We start from the raw sequence: 26,287 nt of genomic DNA, 5'->3' as shown, positions 1-26,287 counted from the left end.
GCGACGACACCATCTTAGGAACACACAGCTCGAACAGGAGGAACGTATGGCATTCAGCACACTTCCGAAGATCGGCATGGGGACTTTCCGGTTGAAGGGCAATGACGCACGGGACGCGGTGAAAAGTGCCCTATCCCTGGGTTATCGGCACATTGATACCGCCCAGATGTACGAGAACGAGGCGGAAGTTGGGGATGGCATCACGTCCAGCGGCATTCCACGTCGTGAAATCTTCCTGACCACGAAAATCTGGCACGACCAGCTGCACGCGAGCGACCTGATCAACAGTCTGCACGACAGCCTGTCTCGCCTGAAAACGGACCACGTGGATCTCACCCTGATTCACTGGCCTTCGCCAGATGACGAGGTGCCCATGGAGGAATACCTCGGTGCCCTGCGCGATGCCCAGCGGGAAGGCCTGACCAATCACATCGGCGTTTCCAATTTCACCTGCGCCCAGATGGACAAGGCCGTGGCAATCCTTGGCGATGGCGCCATCCTCACCAACCAGGTGGAGGTGCATCCGTTTTTGGCCAACCGCAAGGTCGTCGAGCACGCCCGGAAGCTCGGCATCACGGTCACCGGTTACATGCCCCTGGCCGTTGGCAAGGTGATGGACGATGATACGCTCCAGCGTATCGCCCAGGCGCACAATGCCTCGCCAGCACAGGTGGCCCTTGCCTGGGTCGCCTCCCGTGGTGTGATACCGATCCCGTCATCCACGCGGCCGACGCATCAGAAAGCCAACCTGGACGCCTTGAAGATCCAGCTGAGCGAGGATGAGATTCGCCTTATCGACGAACTGGATCGGGGCGAGCGGATTGCCGACCCGAGTTTTGCGCCGGCCTGGGACTGAGCCAGACGCCCACGCCCATGAACGCCAAGGTGGTCAGGGGCGTGGGTAGCAGCCACGGAGTCTGCAGGGTCCAGTAGGTGGCTGCGCTGAATAGCACCCCGATGATCGGCACGGGCAACAACCACCAGAACACCGCTCGGCCGTAGACGCCCATCAACAGTGCGCTCGCTGCAACGGTTACGCCGGGGGCCAGCCCAAACAGCGCGAGCGCCTTCAGTTGCCCGGACTGAATAACGGGAAGCCAGGGCAGCAACGCCAGCGCGGCCAGCCAGCACAGGGCAAACCACCCCGCCCTGGCCTTCGACAGTTGAAAGCCGCTGTTCGTGAGACTCAGGACCATCACCAGCCCGCCCTGTATTACGAAGGCCCACCCTAGCCATGCCGCCGGCCAGTTGATCTCACCAAAATAATGCACCAGGAACCCGGCTCCGCTGCCCATCCAGGCGGCTGCAACAATCACCAGTGCCAGCCGGTGCCAGGCGGACTCAGGCCGGCACAGCATCCAGGGCACCGCTGCGCTCACAAACACCGCGAACAGCTGCCACGGCCAGACGTCCTGATTGATCCGCACGAACAGGCGCAGAAACACCTCCGGCCCGAACATCAGGAAATCCTGCAGGGAATAGCTCAGCCAGGCGGAACCACTCACAGCGACCTCACGTAGTCCACCATCCGCTGCCGCTGCCGTTCATCCGGTAGCTCGCCGACCATGGCCGCCATGTTCTCCTGCATATGCTCAACGCGTGTGGTCGCCGGTATGGCACAGGTGACCGCAGGATGAGAAATAATGAACTTCAGAAAGTACTCCGCCCAGGTACTCACGCCCACGTCTCCGGCCCAGGCCGGCAAGGGCTCGGACTGAAAACGCCGGAACAGCGCACCGCCCTGGAATGGCCGGTTGACCATGACCGCGATACCCCGCTCCTGTGCCAGGGGCAACAAACGCGCCTCGGCCTCACGATCCAGCACGTTGTAGGTCAGCTGAACAAAATCGAGGGGCTGGGTTTCCATGATCTGCTCGAACTCGCTATGGCGCCGCCCATGGGACGTGGTGATGCCCACGTAACGCACCTCGCCCGCCGCCTTCATGGCCTTCAGGGTTTCCAGATGCCCCCGCCAGCCCAGTAGATTGTGCACCTGCAGCAGGTCAAAGCGTTCCACCCCCCACCTTCGGCGGGAGGAATCCGCCTCCGACCGGGTCGCCGATTCATCCCCGGTCCAGATCTTGGTGGCGGCGAAAACGCGGTCGCGGGCCTTCAGTGCGTCAAGCGCCTGCCCCAGGACCTCCGCGGAGGAGCCGTACATGGGCGAACAGTCCACCACGCTCCCTCCGAGATCAAAAAACGTCTTGAGAACGTTGGTGCGCTGTTCGATCAGGTAGGGGTCGTTACCGACATTGAAGGTAATCCAGGTGCCCATCCCGACGGCAGGCAGGCGTTCGCCGGTGGATGGAATCGCCCGACTGACGGGTACCGGAGTCGAGGCACCCCTGGGGTTTGCGAATACACCGGGTGCCTGCACGGCCAGGCCCGCAAGGCCGGCCGCCAGAAGGAATTGTCTGCGAGTCACATGCATTGCCATACCCACCCTCTCACGGTCATGATGCCAGTGCGTATGGTACGAAGCCAAACCAGCCGTGGACCCCGGTCAGGCAGCGTATTGGCTGTCCAGGTAGTTCAGGATCCTCGCCGATTCGAACAGGCCCTCGCCGGTATTGGGATCCTCCAGATAGGGTACCTGAACCCGCTTGTGCACTTGAAAAAAGGCATCACGCTTGCCACCCGGAATCGGCGTATACGGCCCCGGCTTCAGGCGCTGCCTTGCCGGGCCGACCTCGGACCAGTGCTCCTTCCCCAGGTTATGGAGCGTGTAGGGAATTTCCAGTTCACACAGTTTTTCACGCACCAGTCGGGAAAACGGACTGCCCTCGAAACTCCAGAGATGCAGAGGCTGTTCTGGCCGCTTTCCGGCTTTTGCCCGCAAGCCCCGCAAGCCACTGGCTGCCGAGGCGACCGATCCCAGCGCTGGCTGCCAGGCCTTGCCCCGGTAGAGTTTCGGAACCGGCCGGCCAGCATACTCCCGGAACAGATAGGCCACGATACCGTTCGATTCGTACATGACCGTGTCCGTGTTTTTGTCCACCAGCAACGGGAACTGCTGCTTGCCGCCCAGGGCGACGGCTTCGTCCCGGAAGACCTTGCCGCCTTTCGGGCACGGCCGAATTTCCACATCCAGGTGCAAGGCGGTCAGCGCCTCACGCACGCGGCGGCAGAACGGGCAAGCCTCCATGTCGTACAGAATGATGGCGAGTTCCGGCTGAACGCTTTTCTTCACGACCATGCAGCCGCGCCAGGCCGTCAGTGATGACGTCGTCACGGAACCGAGTAAATTGACGTTATGTGCTAAACCGCTGGACATAGTAAGGCCCTTGTTTCGAATTTCCCCCATTATCACGCAATCGCCCGGTTTTCCATTGGCTCACGGGTGCCCATGACGTGATCAAACCAGGGTTTCGTCACACACCAGTTGGCGTTGGGATTCGGTCCCATGTGGTGATCATAATGCCAGGGCAGGTGTTCCCGGGCCCAGTCCGGATCAAGATGCGACTTCCGGTGCACTCGGTAGTAATTCCAGGCGCAGTAATACAAGGTTCCCACATAGAAGGGGGCCACCGGCATCAGCGGCGTAACCGCAGCCGCGCCCGCCACCAGGGCAACCACCTCCTTCGCCTGGGCATTCCAGCGCCAGGGAGGCTTCCGGTAATCCTCGTCCAGAAACCCGTTTTTCCGCACCTGTCGGTGGTGATCGTGCCAATGAAACGCCCAGAAACTGTCCCGGTTGCGCCCCATGTTGTGAAGCACATGCTTGTGGAACACCCACTCAACGGCGTTAGCCGTCACCAGACCTAATGGGATGCCGATCATAATGGTCTCCTTTTCTTGTTGTTGAAACCTGTGATGCACACCCGATAGCAAACGCTCTTTTGCGGTCAGATTCCATGACCGAAATGCCGGAAGAATCCCCGATAAAAAGAATTACAAAGCCATTGACATGAAAAATGTAAACCTCCGGACTGCTAACCCTATGATTCACATAGAGGGACTTACACGAAATCACAAAAACCAATACAAACAACGACTCTACTGCCATTTTTTAACGTCATGTAGAACTTCTCTGCATAGTACACGCTGCAAAGATGGGCTATTGTTGAAGGATAAGAACTCACGGATGGCTGGCAGGGTGATTCCGGGTATGCGACGCGCGCACACGACAGGCAATATTGGATCAATTTTCAAACGGATGGTCGTGGCTACGAGCACGGCGCTCGCTGTGGCTACCAGTCCGTCCCTTCTGGCGCTCGACAATGAAGAGTCCGGCTTCTCCTCCTCTCGCATCTGGAGCAGCCAGGTCCGGGATTACGCCGTCAAATCGCTCAACGACGAACAAGCCCTGAGCGTGGCCGCGATTCCGCTCAACGGCCCCGGTATTGACCAATACATCAATGCCGACGAGGTCATGAGTCCCGGTTCCATCATGAAACTGGTCACTACTTATGCGGCGCTGGAAATCCTCGGACCAACCCATCACTGGGATACCGATTTCCTGACCGATGGCGAACTGATCGGCGACACCCTGAAAGGCAACCTGTACGTCCGCTTCGGTGGCGATCCCAAGCTGACCATCGAGCGGCTCTGGGGCACGCTGCGCGAACTCCGCAGCATGGGCATCACCAGCATCGATGGCAACCTGGTGCTGGACGGGACCTATTTCGAGGTGGACGGCGGCTTCCCTGCGTTCGAGGACAATGGTGACAACCCCCATGCACCGTTCCTGGTTGAGCCCTCTGCCTACCTGACCAATCTCAACCTGCTGCACTTCCAGGTTCGCGCGGATGAGCGCGGCACCCAGGCGTGGAGCACGCCATCCCTGGACCAGGTGGTGATCGATAACCGCGTAACGGCCACGGCTGAAGGCCCCTGCCCCCGCCGTCGCAACTTTGAGTGGGAGCCGATTTTCCACGATGACAACAAAGTCACCGTCCGGGTAACCGGAGAGCTACCCCAGGGATGTCGCACCACAAGTTACCTGTCCCTGTTGCCCCATGAACAATACAGCGCCGGCCTGATTCGTTCCCTGCTCAACGAGACCGGGGTGACGATAACGGGCAACGACACCGTGGGAACCACCCCGGAAGACGCCCGTCTGGTGCTGAAAACCACCTCGCCGGACCTGGTCACCATGGTCCGCGACATCAATAAGTGGAGCAGCAACGTGATGGCTCGCCAGATGTTGCTGACGATCGGCGCTGAAAACAGACTGGATGACGAAGAGGATGACCGCGTTGCGGGCATTCGTGTGATTTACGACTGGCTTGAGAAGAAAGGCATCAATACCACCGGCATGGTGATCGACAATGGCGCCGGCCTCAGCCGCCATGGCCGGATCACAGCACGCCAGGGCGCGGAACTGCTGCAACACGCCTGGAACAGCCCGTTTGCCGCCGACCTGATGGCCTCCATGCCGATCATCGCCATGGACGGTACCATGGCCCGCCGGCTTCGTAACACCGGCATGGACGGCAGCGGCCGCATCAAGACCGGTTACCTGGAGAACGTCCGCTCCATCGCCGGCTTCACCCGGGATGAGCACAACACGACCTGGGCCGTTGTCGGAATGGTCAACAACGATCCTGCCTGGAATGGCCAGGCTGTCCTGGATCGCGTTCTCTATTCCCTGCACTACCGGCCGCCGACGGGCACCGCCATTTCGCGGGCCGATTCCGGTTCTTCATCAAAAACTACGATTCAATAAAAAAGCCCCGGATATTCCGGGGCTTTTCCCTTCACATTACACTTTTCTACTATATTTCCCCGACAAAATCGTCGAACAAAATCAATCCGAGTTCGGTCAGCGCAGGCTCCCCATTAGTTGGATCCGCATCTCGCGCAACTGCGGTGTAGACTTCACCCGCGCTTAACTCAACCCCTTCGGCGGTGATTGCGGCTGTGCCCGTGCCCGTCGGCGCAATGTATACATTATAGGTGCCCTCTGCGACCGCAAGATAATCTGTCACTGCCTTAAACGGTACGTCTGACAGAGCCGGTGCTGAGTTACCAATGCCGTCCTGAGTGCCGGGTACCAGGTAGATATCGACATTGCCGGCAGCGGTCGACGCATGAATGAGACGCAGGGATGCCTGGGTAGCAATGCTGCGCACCTGGTCCTCCACGACCAGCGCTTCAATGTTTTCCAACTGCCCTACCGCCAGCGCTGTGTAACCTTGGCCATTAACAAGTGTTGGACTCTCATCGATTACGACAAGACCACCATCAAGACCCGTTCCGGCGGCCGCAACCTGTATGCGACGCTCCCCGGCCGGCAATGCAGCGTAACCATCCAGAACGGCTTCTGGAGCAACACTGCCAAACGGTATGTCAGCTAACGCCGTCGCCTGTCCATCAACGAACACATCGACATTCGGCGCATTGGATGAGGCGTGAACCACACGTACACCAGCATTCTGGTCTTGAGAGTAAATTTCGGAAACATCACCGCCGTTCAGCACAATAAGACTGATCGGGCCGGCATCACCGTTTGCACCGGTATTATCCACCGCACCGATAAGCAAGTCTGCGCCCGCGGGCAGTGGCACGGTGCCGCTGTCATAGACCACCGTGTCAGCCCCCGACGGGGTCACCCGAATCTGATAATCACCCGCTGGCACCTCAAGTGGTCCCACACTCTCTTTGAAGGCGAACGTAAAGGTGGCTTCGGCAGGCAGGTCGGCCCCCGCCGCCGTCACGTAGACATCCACGGGACCAGCCGCTGCCGCTTGGGCATCGGGCGACAAGTGGGCCACGCGAAGTCTTACCGAGTCGGCAGACTCCCGGTTGCCATCATCTTCCAGGATGAGTGGCTCAATGGTCTGATCGCCCACTTTTCCGACCGCGATAACATCGTAGCTGGTATCAAAACGAAGGGCGGCGTCCGCCTCAATGACCGTTGCGGTGTCTCCTCCGGGAAGAACACCGTCGACCGCGATCGAGGCATTACCGGCCCTCGGGGTCAGAACCGCCGCCTGTTTGAAATCAGCGCCAGCTACCACCGTATCGTCATTCAGCCGTACGTTAACGGCGGGTGCGTCGGACGAAGCGTGCACCACTCGAACACTGGTGTTTGTCGGGTCGTCGTCGTCATCAAAACAACCGGTGAGCAGAACGCTCCCGGCTACCACCAACGGCAAGGCAAGTCTTGTATTCATTGTCCTGTTCCTCGATTGCTGAGGTTGGTTACCAAGGTTAAGTGGTTCGAACCTGCACGCATTCATTCCGTGAATCGTGCTACCAGCAAACTACGAGGGACCCCAAAAAACGGATTAACACCATTTTACATTTGAGCGAACGGGTGTACCGGCTTAATCAGGACTCAAAACGGCGCAATGTGACGTCGGTCAACCGGCCCGCCAGCGGCGCAATAAACGTAACCAGAGGGAAGGCAACTCCCCAGGCAACCAGCCCGGCAGCGGCCCAACGGTTCGGGAAGCCGGCGTCAATGCCGGTATTGATCAACGTGATCACGCCAGACATCAGGAAAGACATAATTCCAGACATGTAGGCTCCAAACACCAGTTGCCTTACACGCGCTGGCTTTATCCTGCTCATACCACCTCCTGCGGGGATCTTGCGGATTTCGTACGCCCCATCCGATCACGACGAAATGTCGTACACTGATGTGATGAAAGATACGCATATTAGTAAGCTTGCGATCTTTTTGCGATGCCCCATTTGTCGCAGTGGGAAGACTATGAACTGCCCAAACGTGTTTTCATCCGGCAGCCTTCGCTGGCTCGCCATAGCCTGTGCCAGCCTCGTGATCGTTTCAGGCTGCAGTTCCACTCGCACGGCCTACCGCTATGCGGACTGGGGGATTGTCTGGTGGGTTGAGGATTACGTCACTCTGACCGATGCCCAGTCAGCACAACTCAATCTCGGTATCGATCAGCTACGGCAGTGGCATTGCTCACAGGAACTCCCCCGATACGGACGCTGGCTCGACTCTCTGGAAGCCGACGTTCGGCAGCGAAACCTGGACCCGGACACCATTGCCTACCATCAGGAACAGCTCTTCGGCTTCTTCCCGCCGCTTCTGGAACAGGCCACGCCCATCGCCACCGATCTGCTGGCCAGCCTGAGCGACGCGCAGGTTCGGGAGTTGGCCGCAAACATGGCGGAAAGTCAGCGCGAACGGGAAGAAGAGTATCTCGCTGACAGCCAGAAAGAGACCGCTCTGGCCCGGGCCGAACGCACTGAGGAGCGCGTTGAGCGATGGCTTGGTGACCTGAACGGGCAGCAGAAGAGCATTGTCGCCGCCTGGTCGGAACAGCGGGGACGGCAGACGGAAATCTGGCTTGAAGGTCGGCGGAGATGGCAACAGGCCTTGCTCGAGGCACTTGAGCGGCGTGATCAACCCGGTTTTGCGACGGAGGTCGGGCGACTGATCACCGACTCCGAGGACATCCGGGGCGAAGAGTACCAGGCCATGATGGTGGACAGTCGGGCCGCCATGAAGACCCTGATACACGATTTGATCGACGCTGGCAGCCCAACCCACCTGGCCCATCTTCGCGGGCAGGCGGTTGAGCTGAGCGGCGACTTCGAGGCCCTGACCTGTGCACCCGGCACCGACGTCGCGAGTGGCGTTGCGGATTAAACCGTGAGGTAACCACCGTCGGCGTTGATGCAGGCACCGGTGGTGTAGCTGGAGGCTCCGGACACCAGGTACAGCACCGTACCGGCCATTTCATCGGGATCGGCCACTCGCTTCATGGGAATGTGCGCCATAGCCTGCTTCTTGATTGCCTCGTTGGTGGTCAGCGCGCTGGCAAACTTGGTGTCGGTGAGGCCCGGCAACAGCGCGTTTACGCGAATGTTCTGCTGGCCCAGCTCCATGGCAAAGGATTTGGTCATGGAGATAACCGCCGCCTTGGTGATGGAATAGATGCCCTGGAAGTGGCCAGGATTAACGCCGTTCACCGAGGCAACGTTCACGATGGCACCGCCTCCGGCCTTCTTCATCATCTGGGCGCCACGGGCGCACATAAAGAAATAGCCCCGAATGTTCACATCCACCGTCTTGTTGAAGGCGCCAAGATCCGTCTCTTCAACCGGCCCGAAGTAGGGATTCGAGGCCGCATTGTTCACCAGGATGTCGAGTTTCCCGTGCGCCTTCTCGATGTGTGCCCAGATTCCGTCAATCTGATCCATGTCGCCAATGTGACAGGCGTGCGCTTCCGCGCTGCCGCCGGCTTCACGAATGCTGCTGGCGACCGCCTCGCAGCCGTCGATTTTACGGCTGCTGACAATCACGTGAGCGCCGTAATTCGCCAGCGTGCGGGCAATGCTCTCGCCGATGCCCCGGCTGGCGCCGGTGATCAGGGCAACCTTGCCGGTCAGATCAAACAGGTCTGTATTACTCATTCACTCACCTCAAACGTTATCGGAAGGTCACCAGGGCGGGATCTTCCGCTTCCAGGTGACTGTAGTTGTTAAACACGGACAGGCTGCGGCGGGGCCCTGAGTAGAGCACACGGCTGACACTGGTGTTGGCGATGACCTCGTTGAGCGCCAGGGCTCGCGGGTCGTCGAGTCCCAGCAGGTGCTGACAGATCACCGAGATCGGGCCGCCCGAGGTGGCCACCAGAACGTCACCGCCATCGGCGAACTCGATCATGTCATCAAAAGCTTGCAGCACCCTGGCCTTGAAGGCCGGCCAGGTCTCGTCGTACTCATGATCGTGTTCCCCCGAGGCCCAGCGGCGCACAGCCTGAACAAAGGCCTCCTGGAACGCCCGGGCCGGTTTCGGGAAGGCCTGAAGATCCCTGGCCATCACCGCGCGATCGCTCCACGCCGGACGGAAACGCGTGACCACCTCGTTGTGGTCAAACTCGTTAAACCCGGGAACCACCTGCATATCCGGCAGCGCGCTGCCAAAACCGGTTGCGATGGCCTCGACGGTCTCACGGTGCCGCTCGAGGTCGCCACCGAATATGGCATCGGGCGCCACCTTGCCGGCCAACCAGCGCCCCAGGGCGCGCCCCTGCTCCCAGCCGGTCTTCGACAGCTGGTCGTAGTTGGCCTTGCCGAAGCTGGCCTGTCCATGACGGATCAGGTAAACGGTGGCCATTACAGTGAACTCTCGGCGATCAGCCGCTGGCAGCGTTTCTCCAGGTAGTTGGCGGCGTGGCCAAAGGCGGCAAACCGTTTGTCCTTGGTCTGGCCGTGGTAGAAACGGTAATAGATCTGCTGAATGATGACCGCCAACCGGAACAGTCCATAGATTTCATAGAAGTCGAAGTTATCAACCCGGAAGCCCGACTTCTCCATGTAGTACTCCACCACTTCCTGACGGCTCAGCATGCCCGGCCGGTGCGTTGGCTGGCGGCGCAGCATCTGGAAAGGCCCTTCGTCATCGGCCTCGATCCAGTAGGCCAGGCTGTTGCCGAGGTCCATCAGGGGGTCGCCGATGGTCGCCATTTCCCAGTCCAGCACGCCGATCACTTCAAACGGGTTGTCCGGATTCAGCACCACATTGTCGAAGCGAAAATCGTTATGGATGACCACCTGGGCTATATCGTCAGGCATCTTCTCGTTGAGCCACGACATGACCGCCTCGAAATCACCGACATCCTCGGTGCGGGCCTTGCGGAAGCGATCACTCCAACCACCGATCTGGCGCTGCACGTACCCCTCGCCCTTGCCGAGCTTGTCGAGGCCTGCGGCCCTGGCATCCACCCGGTGCAGGTCCACCAGCTTGTCGACCACGTTCAGGCACAGCTTCCGCGTGTCGGCTTCGCTCAGGTCGAAGTCTTTCGGGAAATCCTCGCGCAGGATGATGCCCTTCAGGCGTTCCATCACGTAGAAATCGCACCCCAGAACCTCGTGGTCATCGCAAATGGCGATGATGTTCGGAACATAGGGATAGACGGGTTTCAATGCCCGCATTACCTTGGCTTCACGGAGCATATCGTGAGCCGACTTGGCGATCTTGCCGAAGGGGGGACGGCGGAGCACAAACGAGCGATCGCCATAGTCCACCTGATAGGTCAGGTTGGAGGCACCGCCCGGGTACTGGCGGATCTCCGGGGCACCATCCAGCTCGGGCATGGCCTGCTTCATGAACCGGTCCACGGCCGCAACATCCAGCTCCTCGCCTTCGCGAACATCCATTGCCTGATCAATCTGGGTCATTCAGGGCTCTCCTCTTCTTGTGTCCAACCGGAAGGCTCAGGCCTTGCCGCCCATCTTGCTCATCCAACGTTTGCTCTCCTGGTGCATCAACCAGTCAAACGCCTTGGGCGCGTGTCGTTTGAGCATCCACATACGGCGTTCACGGGCGTGGGGCAGCACCCAGAAGCTCTTTTCCTTCACCGATCGGACGATGTCCTCGGCCACATCTTCGGCGGTGATATTGGACCGCTTCATCAGCTTGTTCACATTCTGCTGAATGCCTGGCAGATCCGACCGCATGCTGCTGGCCAGGTTGGTCTGGAAAAACGCCGGGCACACGCAGCTCACGTGAATGCCGGCATCCCGCAGCTCCTGACTCAGGGTCTCGGACAACGCAATCACGCCCGCCTTGGAGACATTGTAGCTATCCATCAGCGGTGCCAGCATCAGACCGGCCATGGAGGCCACATTCACGAACGCGCCGGAGCCCTGCTTCTTGAACTGCGGCGTGAACGCCTTGCAGCCACGCACAACACCCAACACGTTGATATCGAGAATCCACTCCCAGTCCGCCATGGTGGTGTCTTCAATGGAGCCCGCCGACGCCACGCCAGCGTTGTTCACCACCACGTCCACTCCACCCCATTTGGCGGTCAGATCGTCGCAGATTTTCTCCAGATCGGTCAGCCGGCGAACATCGCACTCCACGAAGTAGCCCTCGCCGCCGGCGCTGTTGATCTCCTGCTCGACGCTGGCGCCCTGCTCCGGGTTGATGTCACCTATACAGACTTTTGCGCCCTCTTTGGCGTAACGCAGTGCAATCGCACGGCCGAGTCCACTCGCGCCGCCGGTGATGAATACTCTTTGAGTCATAATAGTTTTCCGTCACGTGTCATAAACAACCGAAGCCAGCACCGAAGAATGCAGCCGGCTCCCACTCCGCAAACTCAGGCAGACCGATTCTTATACTTGGCCAACTCAAGCCGAGCCACCATCGCCCGATGCACCTCGTCCGGACCATCCGCCAGCCGCAATACCCGAGCATAGGCAAACAACTGGGTCAGCGGGAAGTCATCATCGCTGACACCGGCCCCGCCATGAATCTGAATGGCCTGATCAACAATGGTCTGGAGCATGGACGGAATGACCGCCTTGATCATGGAAACCTCTTGCAAGGCGCCACCGATGCCCTTGGTATCCAGCGCCCAGGCACATTTCAGGGTCAGTAGGCGGGCCTGTTCAATGGCCATACGGGCGTTGGCGATGATGTCCGGGTTGCCGCCAAGCTTCGCAATGGGACGACCAAAAGCCTCACGCGTCGTCGCCCGCTTGATCAGCAGTTCCAGGGTACGTTCCGCTGCGCCGATGGCACGCATGCAATGGTGTACTCGGCCCGGCCCCAAACGACCCTGGGCAATTTCAAACCCGCGCCCCGGCCCCGCAATAAACGCGGTCTTGGGAAGGCGTACGTTTTCGAACACCACCTCGCCGTGACCGTAGGGTTCGTCGTACTCACCGAACACCGGGAGCATTCGCTCGATTCGAACACCCGGGGTATCCAGCGGCACCAACACCATGGAATGACGGCGGTGCTTCTGCGCCTCCGGATCGGTCAGCCCCATGAAAATGGCGACCTTGCAATCCGGGTGCCCGATGCCGGTGCTCCACCACTTGCGGCCATTCAGGACCACTTCGTCGCCGTCGACGACCGCGGTTGCTTCCATGTTGGTGGCATCGGAGGACGCCACGCCCGGCTCGGTCATGCAGAAGGCCGAGCGGATCTCGCCACTCATCAACCGCGGCAACCATTCCGCTTTCTGCGCTTCGGAGCCGTAGTGGATGAGGACTTCCATGTTGCCGGTGTCCGGCGCATTGCAGTTGAAGATCTCCGGAGCAATGAAGCTGCGCCCGGTTTCCTCGGCAATCAGGGCATAGTCGGAATTCAGCAGACCACAGCCATGTTTCTCATCCGGGAAGAACATGTTCCACAGACCCTGCGCTTTGGCCTTCTCCTTCAGCTCTTTGATGATGGGCAACACCACCCAGCGATTCTCCTGCGACGCCAGCTCTTTATGGTACTGCGCCTCAATGGGAAAGATTTCCTCTGCCATGAACGCCTTCACCCGCTTGAGGTAATCCTGCCCCCTCTCGGAAATACTAAAATCCATCGCCGTATCCTCGCTGAATTGATCACAATGATGCCAGTCTAGGGGCGGCCCAACTATTACGCGACTGAATTATTCTTATCGTTTATCATTAGCCGAACTTATTCACTGACCCGGACCTTCAACATGGCCCTGAATCGCCTGGATCTGAATCTCCTGCACGTTTTCGACACCATATACCGGGAGGGCAGCCTGACCCGTGCGGCGCGAGCCCTGCATCTGACTCAGCCGGCGGTCAGCCATTCCCTGTCCCGGCTTCGCGATCATTTTGACGATCCCCTGTTCACCCGCCAGGGCAACCAGATGGTGCCGACGCCGCTGGCCCGGCGTTTCCTGGAATCCATGCGCCCCGGGCTTACCCAGATCCAGAGTGCCGTCAACCAGTTCCACGCTTTTGATCCGGCCAATCAGAGAAAGACCTACTCACTGGGGTTGCGGGATATCCTCGAATCCACCTTTCTGCCCCAACTGATGAAGCGGCTGGATCCCTACCCCAATCTCGAGATTTTCAGCCAGCGCATTGCTCGACGGGACATGGAAACCCAACTGGCGGCGGGCAAGCTGGATTTTGCCGTGGACGTACTGTTACCGATCAGCAACCAGACGTCCCACGAATTGCTCCGGCGGGATCGACTGGTCGTGCTGGCGAGAAGCGGGCACCCATTGGCGGAGGGTGGCCTGTCGATGGAGGATTATCTGAGTGCCCGACACGTTCTGGTGTCGTCACGGACGGAGGGACCGGGCATTGAGGATTTCGAACTCTCCCGGCTCGGAGTTCAGCGCAGCATCCGGCTTCGTTGCCAGCACTACTACGCGGCTTGCCGCGTTGTGGAAAAAACCGATTTGCTGGTGACCATGCCAGAGGCCTATGCCCGCATCATTGCCCAGCGAGCGGACATTACGATCATGGATCCGCCGGCGGACCTGCCGTCGATCGACGTCCATCTGTACTGGCACAAGGCCTATGAACGGGAACCGGCACTGATCTGGTTCCGGGAGCAGTTGCGGGCTATCAGCTGAAGTCAGGTCTAATAGGCGCCTACCGCCATCAGGAATCCAAAGAAACCGATGGCCGTGATACCAAGGGCAGCCACCACAATACCAAAGCCCCACCAGATGGCAGCCCCATCGGACACATTGACGTCATGCCCGCGCAGCGTGCGATAGAAAGCCCACGGCCCGAGCACGAACGCGCCCACCACCGCGAAAATAAGGCCGATGCTGATGCCTGCAAACGTCCAGGTTGCCAGGACCATGGCACGATCAGACACCTGGTCCTTGACGCCATGGTGCTCAAGAAACTTCTTGCAGAAGAACCACAACAGCGCAAACAGGGCGGCGACAAAAATCAGCCCGCCAACAAACGTAATTATTCGATAGAGCAAAGGAGTATCCTGTTAATTGATGGCAGCCTCATGCCGGGAAGACGGGCTCCGGCAGACATTCAAACCCGGGTTTGGCAAAAAGAAAACCCTGAAACAAATGAATTCCCTGCGAGTGCAGCCAGGAATACTCGTCCACGGTCTCCACACCTTCCGCTACGATTCGCCCTCCCAATTGCTTCATCATGATGATGATGCCAGAGACCACGGCCTGCTTGTTGGGCTCACGGTGAATATTCCTTACCAGCCCCATGTCCAGTTTCAGCAGGTCCGGCGGGCTCGCCATCATAATGTCATACCGTGAATAGCCTGCGCCGAAATCGTCTATGGCGGTACTGAACCCCATTTCCTGGTACGCCGCGATGATGGAGGCCAAGTGTTCAACCGACGTCAGCTTTTCATTCTCCGTCAGTTCAAAAATGATCTTCCTGGTGTCGAAACCGTAGGTTTTGGCGGCCGCCAGGGTGGTACGGATGCAGTACTCCGCCCGATAAACCGCGTTGGGCAGGAAATTGATACTCAGCATTGCGTCCATGCCCAACCGCGACGCAAGTTTTACCGCTTTTACCCGGCACACCTGATCAAAGGAGTATTGATTCTTTTCATTCACCTTCGAAAGGACACTCCCTGCCCCCTCACCATTGCGGCCCCGCACCAGGGCTTCGTAGGCAAATACCGTTCGGCTGACGACATCGACAATTGGCTGAAAGGCGAACGTGAGGGAGAAATCAAGCCCCTCGCCGCACGCACATTGATCACAATGTGACTCATCGAAAAGTACGGCTGGCTGGTTCACTGCTGCTCCTGAACATCACGTTGGACTACTCACTACCCCGAATCAGGATCGAGACTCTCGTCACTATAGCTTTAGCCCCCTTAGTGACACAACGATCGGACGCTATTCCCTTGATTCGCGGTGGCATCCCCCCGGGAGACGGCTAAACTTGGGGACTGGTGCACCTACGAGCCAATTCAATAAAGGAGTCTCCCGAATGGCCCAAACTACCCGCATCGCAGTCACCCCCGGCGACGGCATTGGACCGGAAGTGGTTGGCGAAGCCGTACGCTGCCTGGAAACCCTTCGCGCCAAGCACGGCCTGGCCGTGGAGTGGACCCGATTTCCCTGGCCGTCCCACGCCTGGCATGAGGAACACGGTGTCTCCATGCCGGAAGACGCCCTGACGCAGTTACAGGCTTACGATGCGATTCTTCTGGGTGCCCTGGGAGACCCGGGGCCGATCGACGACCCGGACCGGTACCTGCTACCCGACAGCATCTCCCTCGCGCCCCTGCTGGATATGCGCAAAGGTTTTGACCAGTGGGTGTGCGAACGCCCTGCCCGCCTGCTGCCGGGCGCACGCCAGTACCTTGCCGATGAGCGGGCCAAGGACATCGACATGCTGGTGATTCGCGAAAATTCCGAGGGAGAGTACGTGAGTCAGGGCGGACGCCTGCGAAAAGGCACCGCCGACGAAGTCGCCACCCAAATGGAAGTGTTCACCCGCAAGGCAACCGACCGAATCATCCGCTACGGCTTTGAACAGGCTCGCCTGCGCGCCGCTGAGCGGGTAAAAGAGGGCCGGACACGAAGCTTCCGTACCCTGAACGGCCGGACCTGTGAGAGCCAGGTTTGCCTGGTGACCAAACGCAATGCGCTTCGCTATTGGGGTGATATGTACACCGAAGCGTTTGAGGAAATCAGTCAGGAGTATTCGGACGTGGCCACCCACCACGAACTGGTGGACGCGGCCTGCATGAAGTTCGTGCAAAGCCCCTGGGCCTTCGATGTCGTGGTGGCCAGCAACCTGCAGGGCGACATCCTGACCGATCTGGCCGCGGTGCTGTCCGGAGGCATGGGGGTTGCCCCGTCCTGCAACCTGAACCCGACCGACCCGCACATGCCATCGATGTTCGAACCGACCCACGGCAGCGCACCGGACATTGCCGGCCAGGGCCTCGCCGATCCGACTGCCATGCTCTTTACAACCGCACGCATGCTGGACTGGCTGGGACGTAAAGACCCGACGCTCGCGGCCGCCGGCAAGGAGTTGTTCGATGCAGTTGCGGCGGATCTGGCCGAAAATGCCGGAACCCAGCGCGGCACTCACGAGATTGGAACGGCCATCTGCAAGCGATTGACTGCCTGACGCAGCCCACCCAGTGGCGCGCGCCTGGTAACAGTGCGCGCCACTGCCTCCGGGAACCTGCGGTGATTGAGGACTTACTCGTCCGCCATGACGAATTCGAGTCGGCCCGGCGCCACGCGCACATCCACCGGCATCGCGCCGAACATGCGCTGGGCAAAATCGGTTTCATCCAGACGGTACACCGGCATGGTTTCCAGCATTTGGGCCACCGCCCGCATCACGGTATCCGTGACGGGCTTCAGGTCGCCCTTGAAATAGGGAGACTCAATACTGCTGTCAAGTAACCGCAGCCGCCGGATGAAGATGGCCTTTTCCGTGCTGTCGTAGATCGGCGACCCCTCCACTTTCAGGGCGATATCGACCGGCAACCTGGCCAGCAGGGCATTGACCGCTATCTGGCCTTTGACGTCGATGACGGCAACATCCCGGCCGTCGGGCCCCAGGGTAATATTCGCGTCATTAAGGCTCAGGCTGAGCGGTGAACCACTCTGCAATTGCTGGCGATCAAAATCACTCACCACATCCTGAAGGTGGCGTTCCAACTCACCCTCGGAAATGGAGTACGGCGAGAAACTGGCGCAGCCACTGGTTACTCCAACGATCATGAAAACCAGCGCCCACAGGCCGGTCTTGGGTAATCTAAGCATTGGCTTATCTCCGTGAAGTCGGCTTATATCCTGCGGCAGGGTCGCATCCGGGGCAAGATGGGCAGATTAAGGATTGGTCAGGATAGCGCCGGGCCGCCTATTCGTTCTCGGCCCGGGCATCCACGTGCGGGGTGAGGTCGTCGTCAAAGGTCACGTGGATCAGAATGGGTCGACAGCAGACCTGGCAGTCCTCAACGTACTCCTGCTCCGGCACCGACGGGTCGACGCTGACATCCAGCGTCTCCCAGCAGTAGGGGCATTGTATGAGGACCGATTCCAGAGCTGACATGACCTCACCTCAGAACTGCTGCTTCGCCATCCAGGGAATGATGCGGTCGAACGCTTGCTCGAGTTTCTCGCAGGTAGTCGAGAAACTGATTCGAACGGCGTTGGTGGATTCCTCACCGAAGGCGTCGCCCGGCACCACACAAACCCCGGTTTCCTTGAGCATTCGCAATGCCAGGTCCGAACCGTCCACATGAGGCGGCAGAGCCGGAAAGGCGAAGAAGGCACCGCCGGGCTTGTAGCCAGTCATGTGCGGCGTCTGCTCGATCAATTCCACCGTTTTGTCGCGACGCTCGCGGTAGATATTCACCATGTCCTGGACACACTGCTGATCACCGGTAAGTGCGGCCACGCCAGCGAACTGGGACGGCGTGTTCGCCACGGACGTGGTGAACATGTGGTAGCGCCGCAGGGACTTGATTGCCGCCTGGCTCGAAATCACCCAGCCAACCCTCAGGCCAGCCATGCTGTAGGTCTTCGAGAAACTGCTGATGCACATGATGTTGTCCAGATCCATCGAGCAGTTGAGGACACTGGCAAAATCATCGTCATCGAAAATCAGGTGATCATAGACCTCGTCCGCGTAAACCTGGATGCCTCGATAGGCGCACTCCTCCAGAATGGTTTCCACGGTACTGCGTGGGTAGACCGCCCCGGTCGGGTTATTGGGGTTGTTGAGAATCAGCGCAAAGGTGCGTGGGCCCATAGCCCGGATGACTTCGTCTGGATCAAGCTGGTGGTCGTTTTCTGCCCGGGTTGGCACGAACTTGACCTCGCCGCCATTCATCCGGATCAGCGGGGCGTAGAGCAGGAACGATGGGTCAGTCACGATGAACTGACGCCCGGGCGCCGACGTTGCCGAAATGGCCAGGTACATGGCCTCGGTTGCGCCACTGGTGATCAGGATGTTGTCCCGCGTCAGCTTCCGGTTGTAGCGCTTGCCGTAATAATCCCTGAGCGCTACCAGCAACTCGGGAAGCCCGGCATCCATGGTGTACCCGGTTTGCCCGGCATTCAGTGCGTCGATATAGGCATCAATAACGTGCTTGGGCGTCGGCAGGTCCGGCTGACCGATGGAAAGATGAATGACATCTTTCATGGTGGCCGCCATATTCACCATGCGACGAATGCCCGGCACCGGAATCGCCTGCATGGCAGGGTTCCAACTGGCCTTGTTTTTCCGGTACTTCACTTTACGCGGTCTGGACTGGCCGGTTTCGTGATTGGCGGCTTCTGCCATAAACACCTCCTGCAAACGGGGCAAAAAAACCTACCCCTGCAGGTTAGCCAGTAACACCGGGCCACACAAGGCAAAAACCGAGAAAGATTCAGTACGAAAAACCCCCACCAATACCACCGTCCCGAAACCTCACAGGGAACGGCAAGTTGACCGCATTGCACCGGCATACCAGACTGTCGTGAGGCCCACACAGACGATCGTCAGTCAGATCTACAGGCGGAGGTTCAATGACACAGCCAAGCAAGCCCGTTGTAACCATTCTCACTGCTCCGGGGGAGGCAGAGCCGCCGGGAATGGATGCTCTCAGGACACGCGCGGAAGTACGGTTCGCGTGTGACGAACAGACACTGAGGGACACCCTGCCCGGCACCGACATCATGATGGTGACCGACTTTCGGACCGAAGCTCTGGAAGCCGCCTGGCCATCGGCGGACAAATTGCAATGGATTCACGCCACCAGCGCCGGCGTCGATGCCCTGATGTTCCCCGCACTGATCAAGAGCGATGTGGTGGTAACCAACGCACGCGGCATTTTTGACCGCACGATTGCCGAGTATGTGCTGTGCACCATCCTGATGTTCGCCAAGGATTTCCCGGGGTCGATCCGGCTCCAGTTGAAACATCAGTGGAAACACCGGGACACCGAAAGGGCCGAAGGCAAGCAGGTGCTGGTGGTCGGCGCTGGCTCCATCGGTCGCCAGATCGGCCGGCTGGTTGCCGCCGCCGGCCTGAAACCCCATGGCGTTGCGCGTACGCCCCGTCATGATGACCCGGACTTCGTGAAAGTCCACGGCAACGACGAGCTGTTCGAGCAGTTGGGGCACGCCGACTTTGTCGTCATTGCTGCACCGCTGACACCGCAAACCGAAGGCCTGTTTGATGAGAAGGCGTTCAAGGCCATGAAGACAACGGCACGCCTGATCAACATCGGCCGCGGCCCGATTGTGAAAACCGACGATCTCGTCGCCGCGCTCCGGAATGGCGACATTGCCGGCGCCGGCCTTGATGTCTTCGAGGAAGAGCCCCTGCCGGAAAACCACCCGCTCTGGGATATGGAAAATGTCACCATGACCGCCCACATGGCGGGTGACTTCATTGGGTGGAAACGCGCCCTCACCGACCAGTTTCTCGAGAACTTTGATCGCTGGCACAAGGGCGACGACCTGTTCAACTTCGTGGACAAGGAACTCGGCTACGCCGGCAGCAAGTAACACCGGGCCGAAAAAAAGGCGGGCCAGGAGCCCGCCTCTTTTTTCTAAGCTGCCGATCTACCGGTTGCTCGCCGCGTACTGTTGCTGCAACGGCAGCAGATCGAACACCCGCTCGGGATTGTTCGGGTCGACCAGCTCCGTGGGGGAGCGATAAACCCGCGGCGTGCTATATAGCAACTTCAGGGCCGTGGAATGCGGCATTGCCATGTAACGCTCACCATGGTGCTGCTCCAGCCATGCCCGTACCCGGGGCGCCTTGTTGGACGACATCTTCGGGAAGAAGTGATGCTCCACGTGGTGACTGAACCGGAAGTGCAGCCGATCCAGTATCGGGTGGCTGCGCAGGCTCATGGAATTATCCAGCGGATTGTTGGTCGCCGTCTGGGGCCGAAGGAAATGATTGGTCAGGATGTAGCCCTGTCCCAGCGCATTCGCCACCATGAACGGTACCAGAACGGTAAAGACCGCCAGTGGGCCGGACACTACCCCGAGCACCAGCCAGGCCGCCACACAGAACAAGGATTGCCGGATGGCCTTGCGGCGATCGAACCCCCGAAACTGTTTTCGCTTTCTGGCCTGAAACCACAACACCAACTGGGCGTGGAAGGTGAATGAGTAGGTCAGGAACAGGTAGCTGTACCAGGTGCCCGATCCCGGCGCCAGGCGGGTGAACTTCTTCTGCTTCGGGTCTGTCCGGTACCGGCGCATTGCGCCAAAACTGTCCGGGTCGGCATCGCCGGCATTGGTATTGCCGTGGTGAACCACGTTGTGCCACTTGCGCCAGAACTCCGGCGGCACCACAAACGGACCAAACCCGAGCCAGCCAAAGACATTCTGCCAGCGCCGGCTCATGCCCAGCGCACCGTGCAACACCTCGTGCGCCAGCAGCGCCTGACAACCAATGCTATGGCCTACCAACAGCCCCAGCGCCAGGTTTCCATACCAGGGCAGACCCGCCAGCAGAATGGTGGCAAGGCCGCCCCAGATGAGGATCTGTAACGGCAGGAACCAGATCACCCGCCAGGTCTGCGGCTTGAAGGTATCCGGTGGCAATTCCTTCTTCATCCTGTCCCTGAGCTCCCGCTCATCGGGCCTTCCAAACACGGCGTCACCCACGGTGTCGGGTTTCACGGCTGCGTTCATTTGTCACCTTCGCTTTCCTGGGAAATAAGCTCGCCCATGTCGCAATCTACTTTTGAGAGTACATGTGTTAGCCGAATTTACCCAATTAAAAACCTAAAGACAATGGCATTTCTATGATTTTTCGATGACAGAACAAACCTAAGCGTACACATGTACCGAATAATAACTGACACAAGTGCACGACGGAGAGATCGGGAGCGCAAAAAAAACGGGAGCCCGAAGGCTCCCGTTTTTCATTGACCCTGCAGGTCTGGCGATCAGCTTCCTGACAGGGACTGATCCGACGGATCAATCTCCATCTGCTGAATCGCAATGACCGCCTGGGTGCGATTTCTAACGCCAAGCTTTCGGAACACGGCCGTGATATGCGCCTTGATGGTGGCCTCCGACACGTCCAGATCGTAGGCGATCTGCTTGTTCAGGAGACCTTCGGCCAACATACCCAGCACCCGGAACTGCTGCGGCGTCAATGAGGCCAGCTTTTCCGAGAAATCGGTGGCGTCCGAATGCATTCGCTCAATCTTGTCGGCCACACCATCGGGCAACCAGACATCCCCTTCCAGGACCGCCTGGATCGCCTCGGTGATGGTGGGCAGCGGCGCAGACTTCGGGATGAAGCCGGACGCCCCGTAGTCGATTGAACGACGCATGACCTGCAATTCTTCCGAGCCAGACACAACCACCACGGGAAGCCCCGGATACTGCCCGCGCATGAACACGAGCCCGGAGAAGCCGTGGGCACCCGGCATGTTCAGGTCCAGAAGGACCAGATCCGCGTCCGGGTGCGACTCTACCGCCGCCTGCAGCGCCTTGATGCTGTCGACTTCGACCGTCTCGGCATCGGGCACCGCCTGACTGACCGCCTGCTTCAATGCTGCACGAAACAGCGGGTGATCATCGGCGACGATAATTGTTTGTGCCATTCAACAGTTTCCTCACAGGTTGACGTTGGGTACTGAGATCTTACTTGAATTCACGACTGCTGATCAGCTCATCAACCACACCCGGATCTGCAAGCGTGGACGTATCGCCCAGCTGATCGTGTTCGTTGGCCGCAATCTTACGCAAAATCCGGCGCATAATCTTGCCCGAACGCGTTTTTGGCAGTCCCGGTGCCCACTGGATCACATCCGGCGAGGCAATCGGTCCGATCTCCTTGCGCACCCACTGTACCAGCTCTTTCTTCAGGTCGTCAGACGGCTCTTCACCCTGCACCAGGGTCACGTAAACATAAATGCCCTGGCCCTTGATGTCGTGGGGATAACCGACAACCGCCGCTTCGGCAACCTTGTCGTGGGCAACCAGCGCGCTCTCGACCTCGGCGGTGCCAAGGCGGTGACCGGAGACGTTCAGAACGTCATCGACACGACCGGTAATCCAGTAGTACCCGTCTTCATCACGGCGGGCGCCGTCACCCGTGAAGTAACGCCCCTTGTAGGTACTGAAGTAGGTCTGTTTGAAGCGCTCGTGATCGCCATAGATGGTGCGCATCTGACCGGGCCAGCTGTCCAGGATAACGAGGTTACCCTCGGTTTTGCCTTCCAGGATGTTGCCATCGTTATCAACCAGCGCCGGTTTGACACCGAAGAACGGCACCGTGGCGGAGCCCGGCTTGAGATCAATCGCACCCGGCAACGGGGAAATCAGGATGCCGCCGGTTTCGGTCTGCCACCAGGTGTCCACGATTGGACACTTGCTGTTACCGATGACCCGGTGATACCACTCCCAGGCCTCCGGGTTGATGGGCTCGCCCACCGAACCGAGCAGCCTCAGGCTGTCTCGGGTAGTGCCATCCATGCAAGAGGCACCTTCCGCCATCAGGGCGCGGATCGCGGTCGGGGCGGTGTAGAGAATATTGACCTTATGCTTGTCGACCACCTGCCCCATGCGGGAGCTGTCCGGGTAGTTGGGCACGCCCTCGAACAACACAGTAATCGCGCCGTTGCACAGCGGTCCGTAAAGGATGTAGCTGTGCCCGGTCACCCAGCCGAAGTCAGCCGTGCACCAGTACACATCGCCATCGTGGTAATCGAACACGTACTCGTGGGTCATGGAGGCGTACACCATGTACCCCCCGGTGGTGTGCAGCACGCCTTTCGGGGCGCCGGTCGAGCCTGACGTGTACAGCATGAACAGGGGATCTTCGGCGTTCATCGGTTCCGGCGGGCAATCCGCGGAGGCTGACTTCATCAGATCTTCGTAGCGCTCGTCCCGGGCATCGTTCCAGGGCACATCCTTGTTACCGGTCCGGGTGACCACAACCACTTTCGAAACGCCGGCAGCGTCTTCGTTTTTCAGCGCCGCATCCACGTTTTTCTTGAGCGGGATCTTGCGGCCGCCACGAACGCCTTCATCGGCGGTGATCACAAACCGGGACTTACCATTGACGATCCGCGCACCCAGAGCCTCTGGAGAGAAACCGCCAAATACCACCGAGTGAATGGCACCAATGCGGGCGCAGGCCAGCATGGCGACGGCGGTCTCCACGATCATCGGCATGTAGATGGTAACCACATCGCCTTTCTTGACACCCAACCCCTTCAGCACGTTGGCGAACTTGCTGGTTTCCTCGTGCAGCTCCCGATAGGTCACATGGCGGGAATCGGCCGGATCGTCGCCTTCGAAAATAATGGCGGTCTGATCGCCCTTGTCGGCCAGGTGCCGATCAAGGCAGTTGGCAGACGCATTCAACTCACCGTCTTCAAACCACTTGATGGAGAGGTTGTCGTAGTCGTAGGTGGTGTTTTTTACCTTGCTGTAGGGCTTGATCCATTCCAGGCGCTTGCCGTGCTCCCCCCAGAACGCATCCGGGTCCTCGACGGACTGACGATACATGTCTTCGTATTGTTCCCGATTCAGCAAGGCCCGTTTGGCCACGTCCGGGCTTACCGGATAAACCTGTTTATCGGTCATTGTGCTCCCCCTTTAGTCAGAGTCTGTTGTCATTGTCGGTTATTGGAATACAGAACGAAGAGGCCTGTGCCGGCCTTATAAGACGGATAGCCGTAGTTCAACATGTGAGCGACTGAACAATGAATTAGACTAACGTCCTAATGTGGCTGAACTTTTAGCCGAAAACATTCGGCAATCTGCCAACAATCAATCACTAATTGCGTCTAACGAGAAGCTTTTTTAAGGATAGCCGTAAAGGGCCTGTTCGCAACTGGCCGTTCGGAAAACGGGGAACGGCGCCTCAGGTCGGGCAACGTCGGGGCAGGAACCATAAAAGGGGCCCGATCCGACTGGACCGGGCCTTGCAGGTCTGGCGATTATGGCGGCTTACGCCGCTTTCTTGCGAGCCTTCACCGAGCGCAGGCTGTAGAGCTTGCGTTCCTTGAGGGCGTAGCGGTTCAGGCCAGCCAGGTGAATCTTGCGCAGGTACACGCTCCAGTCGATCTGGCGGGCATCCACCGGAAACAGGACACGGTCGACATCGCCCATACGGGAAGACAGGGACAACAGCTCGTCGTTCCGGAAGATGTAGTTTGGTGCCGTGTAGAAACCAAAGATGGTGGCCAACGATCGGGTCGTATCCAGGTTCTTGAGGGCCTTCAGTTCACGACTGTGCCCCAGCATTTTCAGGACCCGGCCGGTAATGCTGAGCGGAACACGGACACCACCGACCACCGCATCGAACAGTTTCCGGTTGACCGCAACAAAGGGTTTGGAGGGCTGACGGTAAAACAGCTGATCGTATTCGGCGTAACTGGTTTTGGCCTCCACCATCAGATGATCGATGAATTCGCCAAGGGAGATCGGATTGGAACTGCCACTGCAACACTGGTAAATGCGCTGCCCTGCCGGCTCGGAAAGTGCCTCGGCCAGGGACAGGATGATGGCATTGGCCACCAGATCCACCGGAATGACATCAATGACGCCGGAGCGTTTGCCCGGAAACAGCGTCACTTTCTCACGGGCGTAGGCGAGGATGATGGCATCCGCGACCTTCACGCCTTCAATCCAGCCCGGCGCCGGCTCTTCCAGCGCACTCTCAATAATCGAGGGGCGTACAATCGTCAGGGAGCGGCCTGACAGGGCCTTCATCAGCAACTGTTCGCCGAGCCACTTGGTAAAGGTGTAGGTGTCGCTCCAGCCGTAGCGGTTGGCTTCCCGGATGCCCAGATCCACCAGTTTTTTCTCCAGCATCTTGCCGGAGTAACGGGAGCGGACATCGGCAATCTTGTCTTCGAGCAGGCGCACCAGCTCGTCAATCTCGTAGTAGCCCTCAGGATTCCTGGGAAGAGGCTCTCCGGCGGGTTTGATGACCGATTCGGTAACCTGCCCGGCGTTCATCCCGTTGACGTAACAGGTGGATACCTGAAGGACCGAGAGATTGCTGTTCTGGCGAGCCAGCTCGGCCACGTTGTCGAGGCAGCGGGTGTTGATGGCCAGGGCCTTGTCCAGTTCCTCGCGGAAATTCACGCTGGCAGCGGAGTTGATAATGGCGTCGATACCGTTGGCTAACTGGCGGAACTGACTGGGGGACAGGCCAAACATGGGCTCGGTCACTTCGCCGGTGACACAGTGAACCCGTTCCTCCACGAAGGTTTCGAAGGCTTCATTGTCATCATGACGCAAACGCTCGAAGACCGAAGACGTCGCGATTTCATCGAGAAAGCGGCCACGGGCGTCCGGGTGTCGTTTATTACCCCGGATCAACAGGTGAATGCCGCCAATGTCCGGAACGGCCCGGATCAGTTTTTCAAGAACAACTTTGCCCAGAAACCCGGTCGTGCCGGTAATCAGGACGTGCTTGCCTCGGAGCTGTTCGAGAACTTTCGACGACGACTCTCCGGATTTCAACTGCTGTGCTGCCATGGGTGGAACTCCTTCTCAACATTCAATTCTATAGCCGGTCGAACACCTTGCCGGCGGGGAAAAACGGGCTTGTGAATCATTCACAGAAAAGCCAGTGCATTATACGGGCCATCACCGACCGTCATGATTAATATTTGCACACTATTCGTGACAGAGCGGTGACACAC

Annotated in this window: 26 protein-coding genes; 6 read left to right on the top strand and 20 right to left on the bottom strand. The window is 59.0% G+C overall.

The features are described 5' to 3' along the window. Window positions 1-46 precede the first annotated feature (46 nt). Window positions 47-856 carry a 2,5-didehydrogluconate reductase DkgB gene (gene dkgB, locus KXD86_RS15570; RefSeq protein ID WP_218637076.1) on the top strand — a complete coding sequence of 270 codons (810 nt, stop codon included), beginning with the start codon at window positions 47-49 and terminating at the stop codon, window positions 854-856. Here dkgB and KXD86_RS15565 read toward each other — a convergent pair. From KXD86_RS15565 to KXD86_RS15550, 4 genes are all read right to left on the bottom strand, one after another. Then, window positions 792-1,505 carry a DUF6064 family protein gene (locus tag KXD86_RS15565; RefSeq protein WP_218637075.1) on the bottom strand — a complete coding sequence of 238 codons (714 nt, stop codon included), beginning with the start codon at window positions 1,503-1,505 and terminating at the stop codon, window positions 792-794. The two genes, dkgB and KXD86_RS15565, sit on opposite strands and share 65 nt — an antisense overlap. Further along, on the bottom strand, window positions 1,502-2,431 hold the full coding sequence (locus tag KXD86_RS15560; RefSeq protein ID WP_228739629.1) for an aldo/keto reductase: 930 nt from the start codon (window positions 2,429-2,431) through the stop codon (window positions 1,502-1,504). Before KXD86_RS15560 ends, KXD86_RS15565 begins: the two co-directional genes overlap by 4 nt. 72 nt (window positions 2,432-2,503) lie before the next feature. Next, window positions 2,504-3,274 (bottom strand): glutathione S-transferase N-terminal domain-containing protein, encoded by a 771-nt coding sequence (locus KXD86_RS15555; RefSeq protein ID WP_218637073.1) that lies wholly within the window; start codon window positions 3,272-3,274, stop codon window positions 2,504-2,506. 32 nt (window positions 3,275-3,306) lie between these two features. Beyond that, window positions 3,307-3,780, bottom strand: a complete 474-nt coding sequence (locus KXD86_RS15550) for a hypothetical protein (RefSeq protein WP_218637072.1) — start codon at window positions 3,778-3,780, stop codon at window positions 3,307-3,309. 328 nt (window positions 3,781-4,108) lie between these two features. On the opposite strand from KXD86_RS15550, the gene dacB reads away from it, so the two are divergent. After that, window positions 4,109-5,668 carry a D-alanyl-D-alanine carboxypeptidase/D-alanyl-D-alanine endopeptidase gene (gene dacB, locus KXD86_RS15545; RefSeq protein ID WP_218637071.1) on the top strand — a complete coding sequence of 520 codons (1,560 nt, stop codon included), beginning with the start codon at window positions 4,109-4,111 and terminating at the stop codon, window positions 5,666-5,668. A gap of 49 nt (window positions 5,669-5,717) precedes the next feature. On the opposite strand, the gene KXD86_RS15540 is transcribed toward dacB, so the two are convergent. Both KXD86_RS15540 and KXD86_RS15535 read right to left on the bottom strand, forming a co-directional pair. Continuing rightward, entirely contained in the window at window positions 5,718-7,118 is a 1,401-nt protein-coding gene (locus KXD86_RS15540) for a DUF4397 domain-containing protein (protein WP_218637070.1), read from the bottom strand. A 157-nt stretch (window positions 7,119-7,275) separates the two neighbouring features. Beyond that, window positions 7,276-7,518 (bottom strand): DUF2798 domain-containing protein, encoded by a 243-nt coding sequence (locus tag KXD86_RS15535; protein WP_218637069.1) that lies wholly within the window; start codon window positions 7,516-7,518, stop codon window positions 7,276-7,278. Window positions 7,519-7,660: 142 nt separating this feature from the next. Between KXD86_RS15535 and KXD86_RS15530 the strand changes: the two genes are divergently transcribed. Continuing rightward, window positions 7,661-8,566 (top strand): DUF6279 family lipoprotein, encoded by a 906-nt coding sequence (locus tag KXD86_RS15530; protein WP_218637068.1) that lies wholly within the window; start codon window positions 7,661-7,663, stop codon window positions 8,564-8,566. Here KXD86_RS15530 and KXD86_RS15525 read toward each other — a convergent pair. The 5 genes from KXD86_RS15525 to KXD86_RS15505 form a co-directional block, all read right to left on the bottom strand. Then, the gene (locus tag KXD86_RS15525; protein ID WP_218637067.1) at window positions 8,563-9,333 is read right to left on the bottom strand and encodes an SDR family oxidoreductase; all 771 of its coding nucleotides are present in this window, start codon (window positions 9,331-9,333) and stop codon (window positions 8,563-8,565) included. The two genes, KXD86_RS15530 and KXD86_RS15525, sit on opposite strands and share 4 nt — an antisense overlap. 16 nt (window positions 9,334-9,349) lie before the next feature. Next, window positions 9,350-10,039: a histidine phosphatase family protein gene (locus tag KXD86_RS15520; protein WP_218637066.1), complete on the bottom strand. Its 690-nt coding sequence runs from the start codon at window positions 10,037-10,039 to the stop codon at window positions 9,350-9,352. Further along, entirely contained in the window at window positions 10,039-11,103 is a 1,065-nt protein-coding gene (locus KXD86_RS15515) for a phosphotransferase family protein (protein WP_218637065.1), read from the bottom strand. The genes KXD86_RS15520 and KXD86_RS15515 overlap by 1 nt, the downstream gene beginning before the upstream one ends. A gap of 36 nt (window positions 11,104-11,139) precedes the next feature. Next, the gene (locus KXD86_RS15510; RefSeq protein ID WP_218637064.1) at window positions 11,140-11,955 is read right to left on the bottom strand and encodes an SDR family oxidoreductase; all 816 of its coding nucleotides are present in this window, start codon (window positions 11,953-11,955) and stop codon (window positions 11,140-11,142) included. 74 nt (window positions 11,956-12,029) lie between these two features. Further along, a complete protein-coding gene (locus tag KXD86_RS15505; protein ID WP_218637063.1) occupies window positions 12,030-13,250 on the bottom strand; it encodes an acyl-CoA dehydrogenase family protein in 1,221 nt (406 codons plus the stop codon). Between the two features lie 123 nt (window positions 13,251-13,373). Here KXD86_RS15505 and KXD86_RS15500 point away from each other — a divergent pair, with 123 nt between their 5' ends. After that, window positions 13,374-14,267: a LysR family transcriptional regulator gene (locus tag KXD86_RS15500; RefSeq protein WP_218637062.1), complete on the top strand. Its 894-nt coding sequence runs from the start codon at window positions 13,374-13,376 to the stop codon at window positions 14,265-14,267. 8 nt (window positions 14,268-14,275) lie between these two features. On the opposite strand, the gene KXD86_RS15495 is transcribed toward KXD86_RS15500, so the two are convergent. Beyond that, window positions 14,276-14,632 carry a hypothetical protein gene (locus KXD86_RS15495; protein WP_218637061.1) on the bottom strand — a complete coding sequence of 119 codons (357 nt, stop codon included), beginning with the start codon at window positions 14,630-14,632 and terminating at the stop codon, window positions 14,276-14,278. Window positions 14,633-14,660: 28 nt separating this feature from the next. Continuing rightward, window positions 14,661-15,425, bottom strand: coding sequence for an EAL domain-containing protein (locus KXD86_RS15490; protein ID WP_218637060.1), 765 nt, complete (start codon window positions 15,423-15,425; stop codon window positions 14,661-14,663). Window positions 15,426-15,621: 196 nt separating this feature from the next. Here KXD86_RS15490 and KXD86_RS15485 point away from each other — a divergent pair, with 196 nt between their 5' ends. Continuing rightward, window positions 15,622-16,776, top strand: coding sequence for an isocitrate/isopropylmalate dehydrogenase family protein (locus KXD86_RS15485; protein WP_218637059.1), 1,155 nt, complete (start codon window positions 15,622-15,624; stop codon window positions 16,774-16,776). 74 nt (window positions 16,777-16,850) lie between these two features. Here KXD86_RS15485 and KXD86_RS15480 read toward each other — a convergent pair whose 3' ends face one another. The 3 genes from KXD86_RS15480 to KXD86_RS15470 all read right to left on the bottom strand — a co-directional run bounded on the left by KXD86_RS15480 (window position 16,851) and on the right by KXD86_RS15470 (window position 18,948). Continuing rightward, entirely contained in the window at window positions 16,851-17,423 is a 573-nt protein-coding gene (locus KXD86_RS15480; RefSeq protein ID WP_218637058.1) for a YceB family lipoprotein, read from the bottom strand. A 97-nt stretch (window positions 17,424-17,520) separates the two neighbouring features. Beyond that, on the bottom strand, window positions 17,521-17,712 hold the full coding sequence (locus KXD86_RS15475) for a CPXCG motif-containing cysteine-rich protein (RefSeq protein WP_218637057.1): 192 nt from the start codon (window positions 17,710-17,712) through the stop codon (window positions 17,521-17,523). 9 nt (window positions 17,713-17,721) lie between these two features. Continuing rightward, window positions 17,722-18,948, bottom strand: coding sequence for a pyridoxal phosphate-dependent aminotransferase (locus KXD86_RS15470; RefSeq protein WP_218637056.1), 1,227 nt, complete (start codon window positions 18,946-18,948; stop codon window positions 17,722-17,724). Window positions 18,949-19,175: 227 nt separating this feature from the next. Between KXD86_RS15470 and KXD86_RS15465 the strand changes: the two genes are divergently transcribed. Beyond that, window positions 19,176-20,159: a D-2-hydroxyacid dehydrogenase gene (locus KXD86_RS15465; protein ID WP_218637055.1), complete on the top strand. Its 984-nt coding sequence runs from the start codon at window positions 19,176-19,178 to the stop codon at window positions 20,157-20,159. A gap of 57 nt (window positions 20,160-20,216) precedes the next feature. Here KXD86_RS15465 and KXD86_RS15460 read toward each other — a convergent pair whose 3' ends face one another. From KXD86_RS15460 to KXD86_RS15445, 4 genes are all read right to left on the bottom strand, one after another. Next, window positions 20,217-21,302, bottom strand: a complete 1,086-nt coding sequence (locus KXD86_RS15460) for a fatty acid desaturase family protein (protein ID WP_218637054.1) — start codon at window positions 21,300-21,302, stop codon at window positions 20,217-20,219. A gap of 257 nt (window positions 21,303-21,559) precedes the next feature. Next, window positions 21,560-22,225: a LuxR C-terminal-related transcriptional regulator gene (locus KXD86_RS15455; RefSeq protein ID WP_218637053.1), complete on the bottom strand. Its 666-nt coding sequence runs from the start codon at window positions 22,223-22,225 to the stop codon at window positions 21,560-21,562. Between the two features lie 40 nt (window positions 22,226-22,265). After that, the gene (gene acs / locus KXD86_RS15450; RefSeq protein WP_218637052.1) at window positions 22,266-24,215 is read right to left on the bottom strand and encodes an acetate--CoA ligase; all 1,950 of its coding nucleotides are present in this window, start codon (window positions 24,213-24,215) and stop codon (window positions 22,266-22,268) included. A gap of 366 nt (window positions 24,216-24,581) precedes the next feature. After that, window positions 24,582-26,120 (bottom strand): fatty acyl-CoA reductase, encoded by a 1,539-nt coding sequence (locus tag KXD86_RS15445; RefSeq protein ID WP_218637051.1) that lies wholly within the window; start codon window positions 26,118-26,120, stop codon window positions 24,582-24,584. Window positions 26,121-26,287 lie beyond the last annotated feature (167 nt).

This window comes from Marinobacter arenosus (assembly GCF_019264345.1).
GTDB lineage: Bacteria > Pseudomonadota > Gammaproteobacteria > Pseudomonadales > Oleiphilaceae > Marinobacter > Marinobacter arenosus.
Note: the sequence above shows the minus strand (reverse complement) of the source record. Positions and strands in the feature narration are given on the sequence as shown.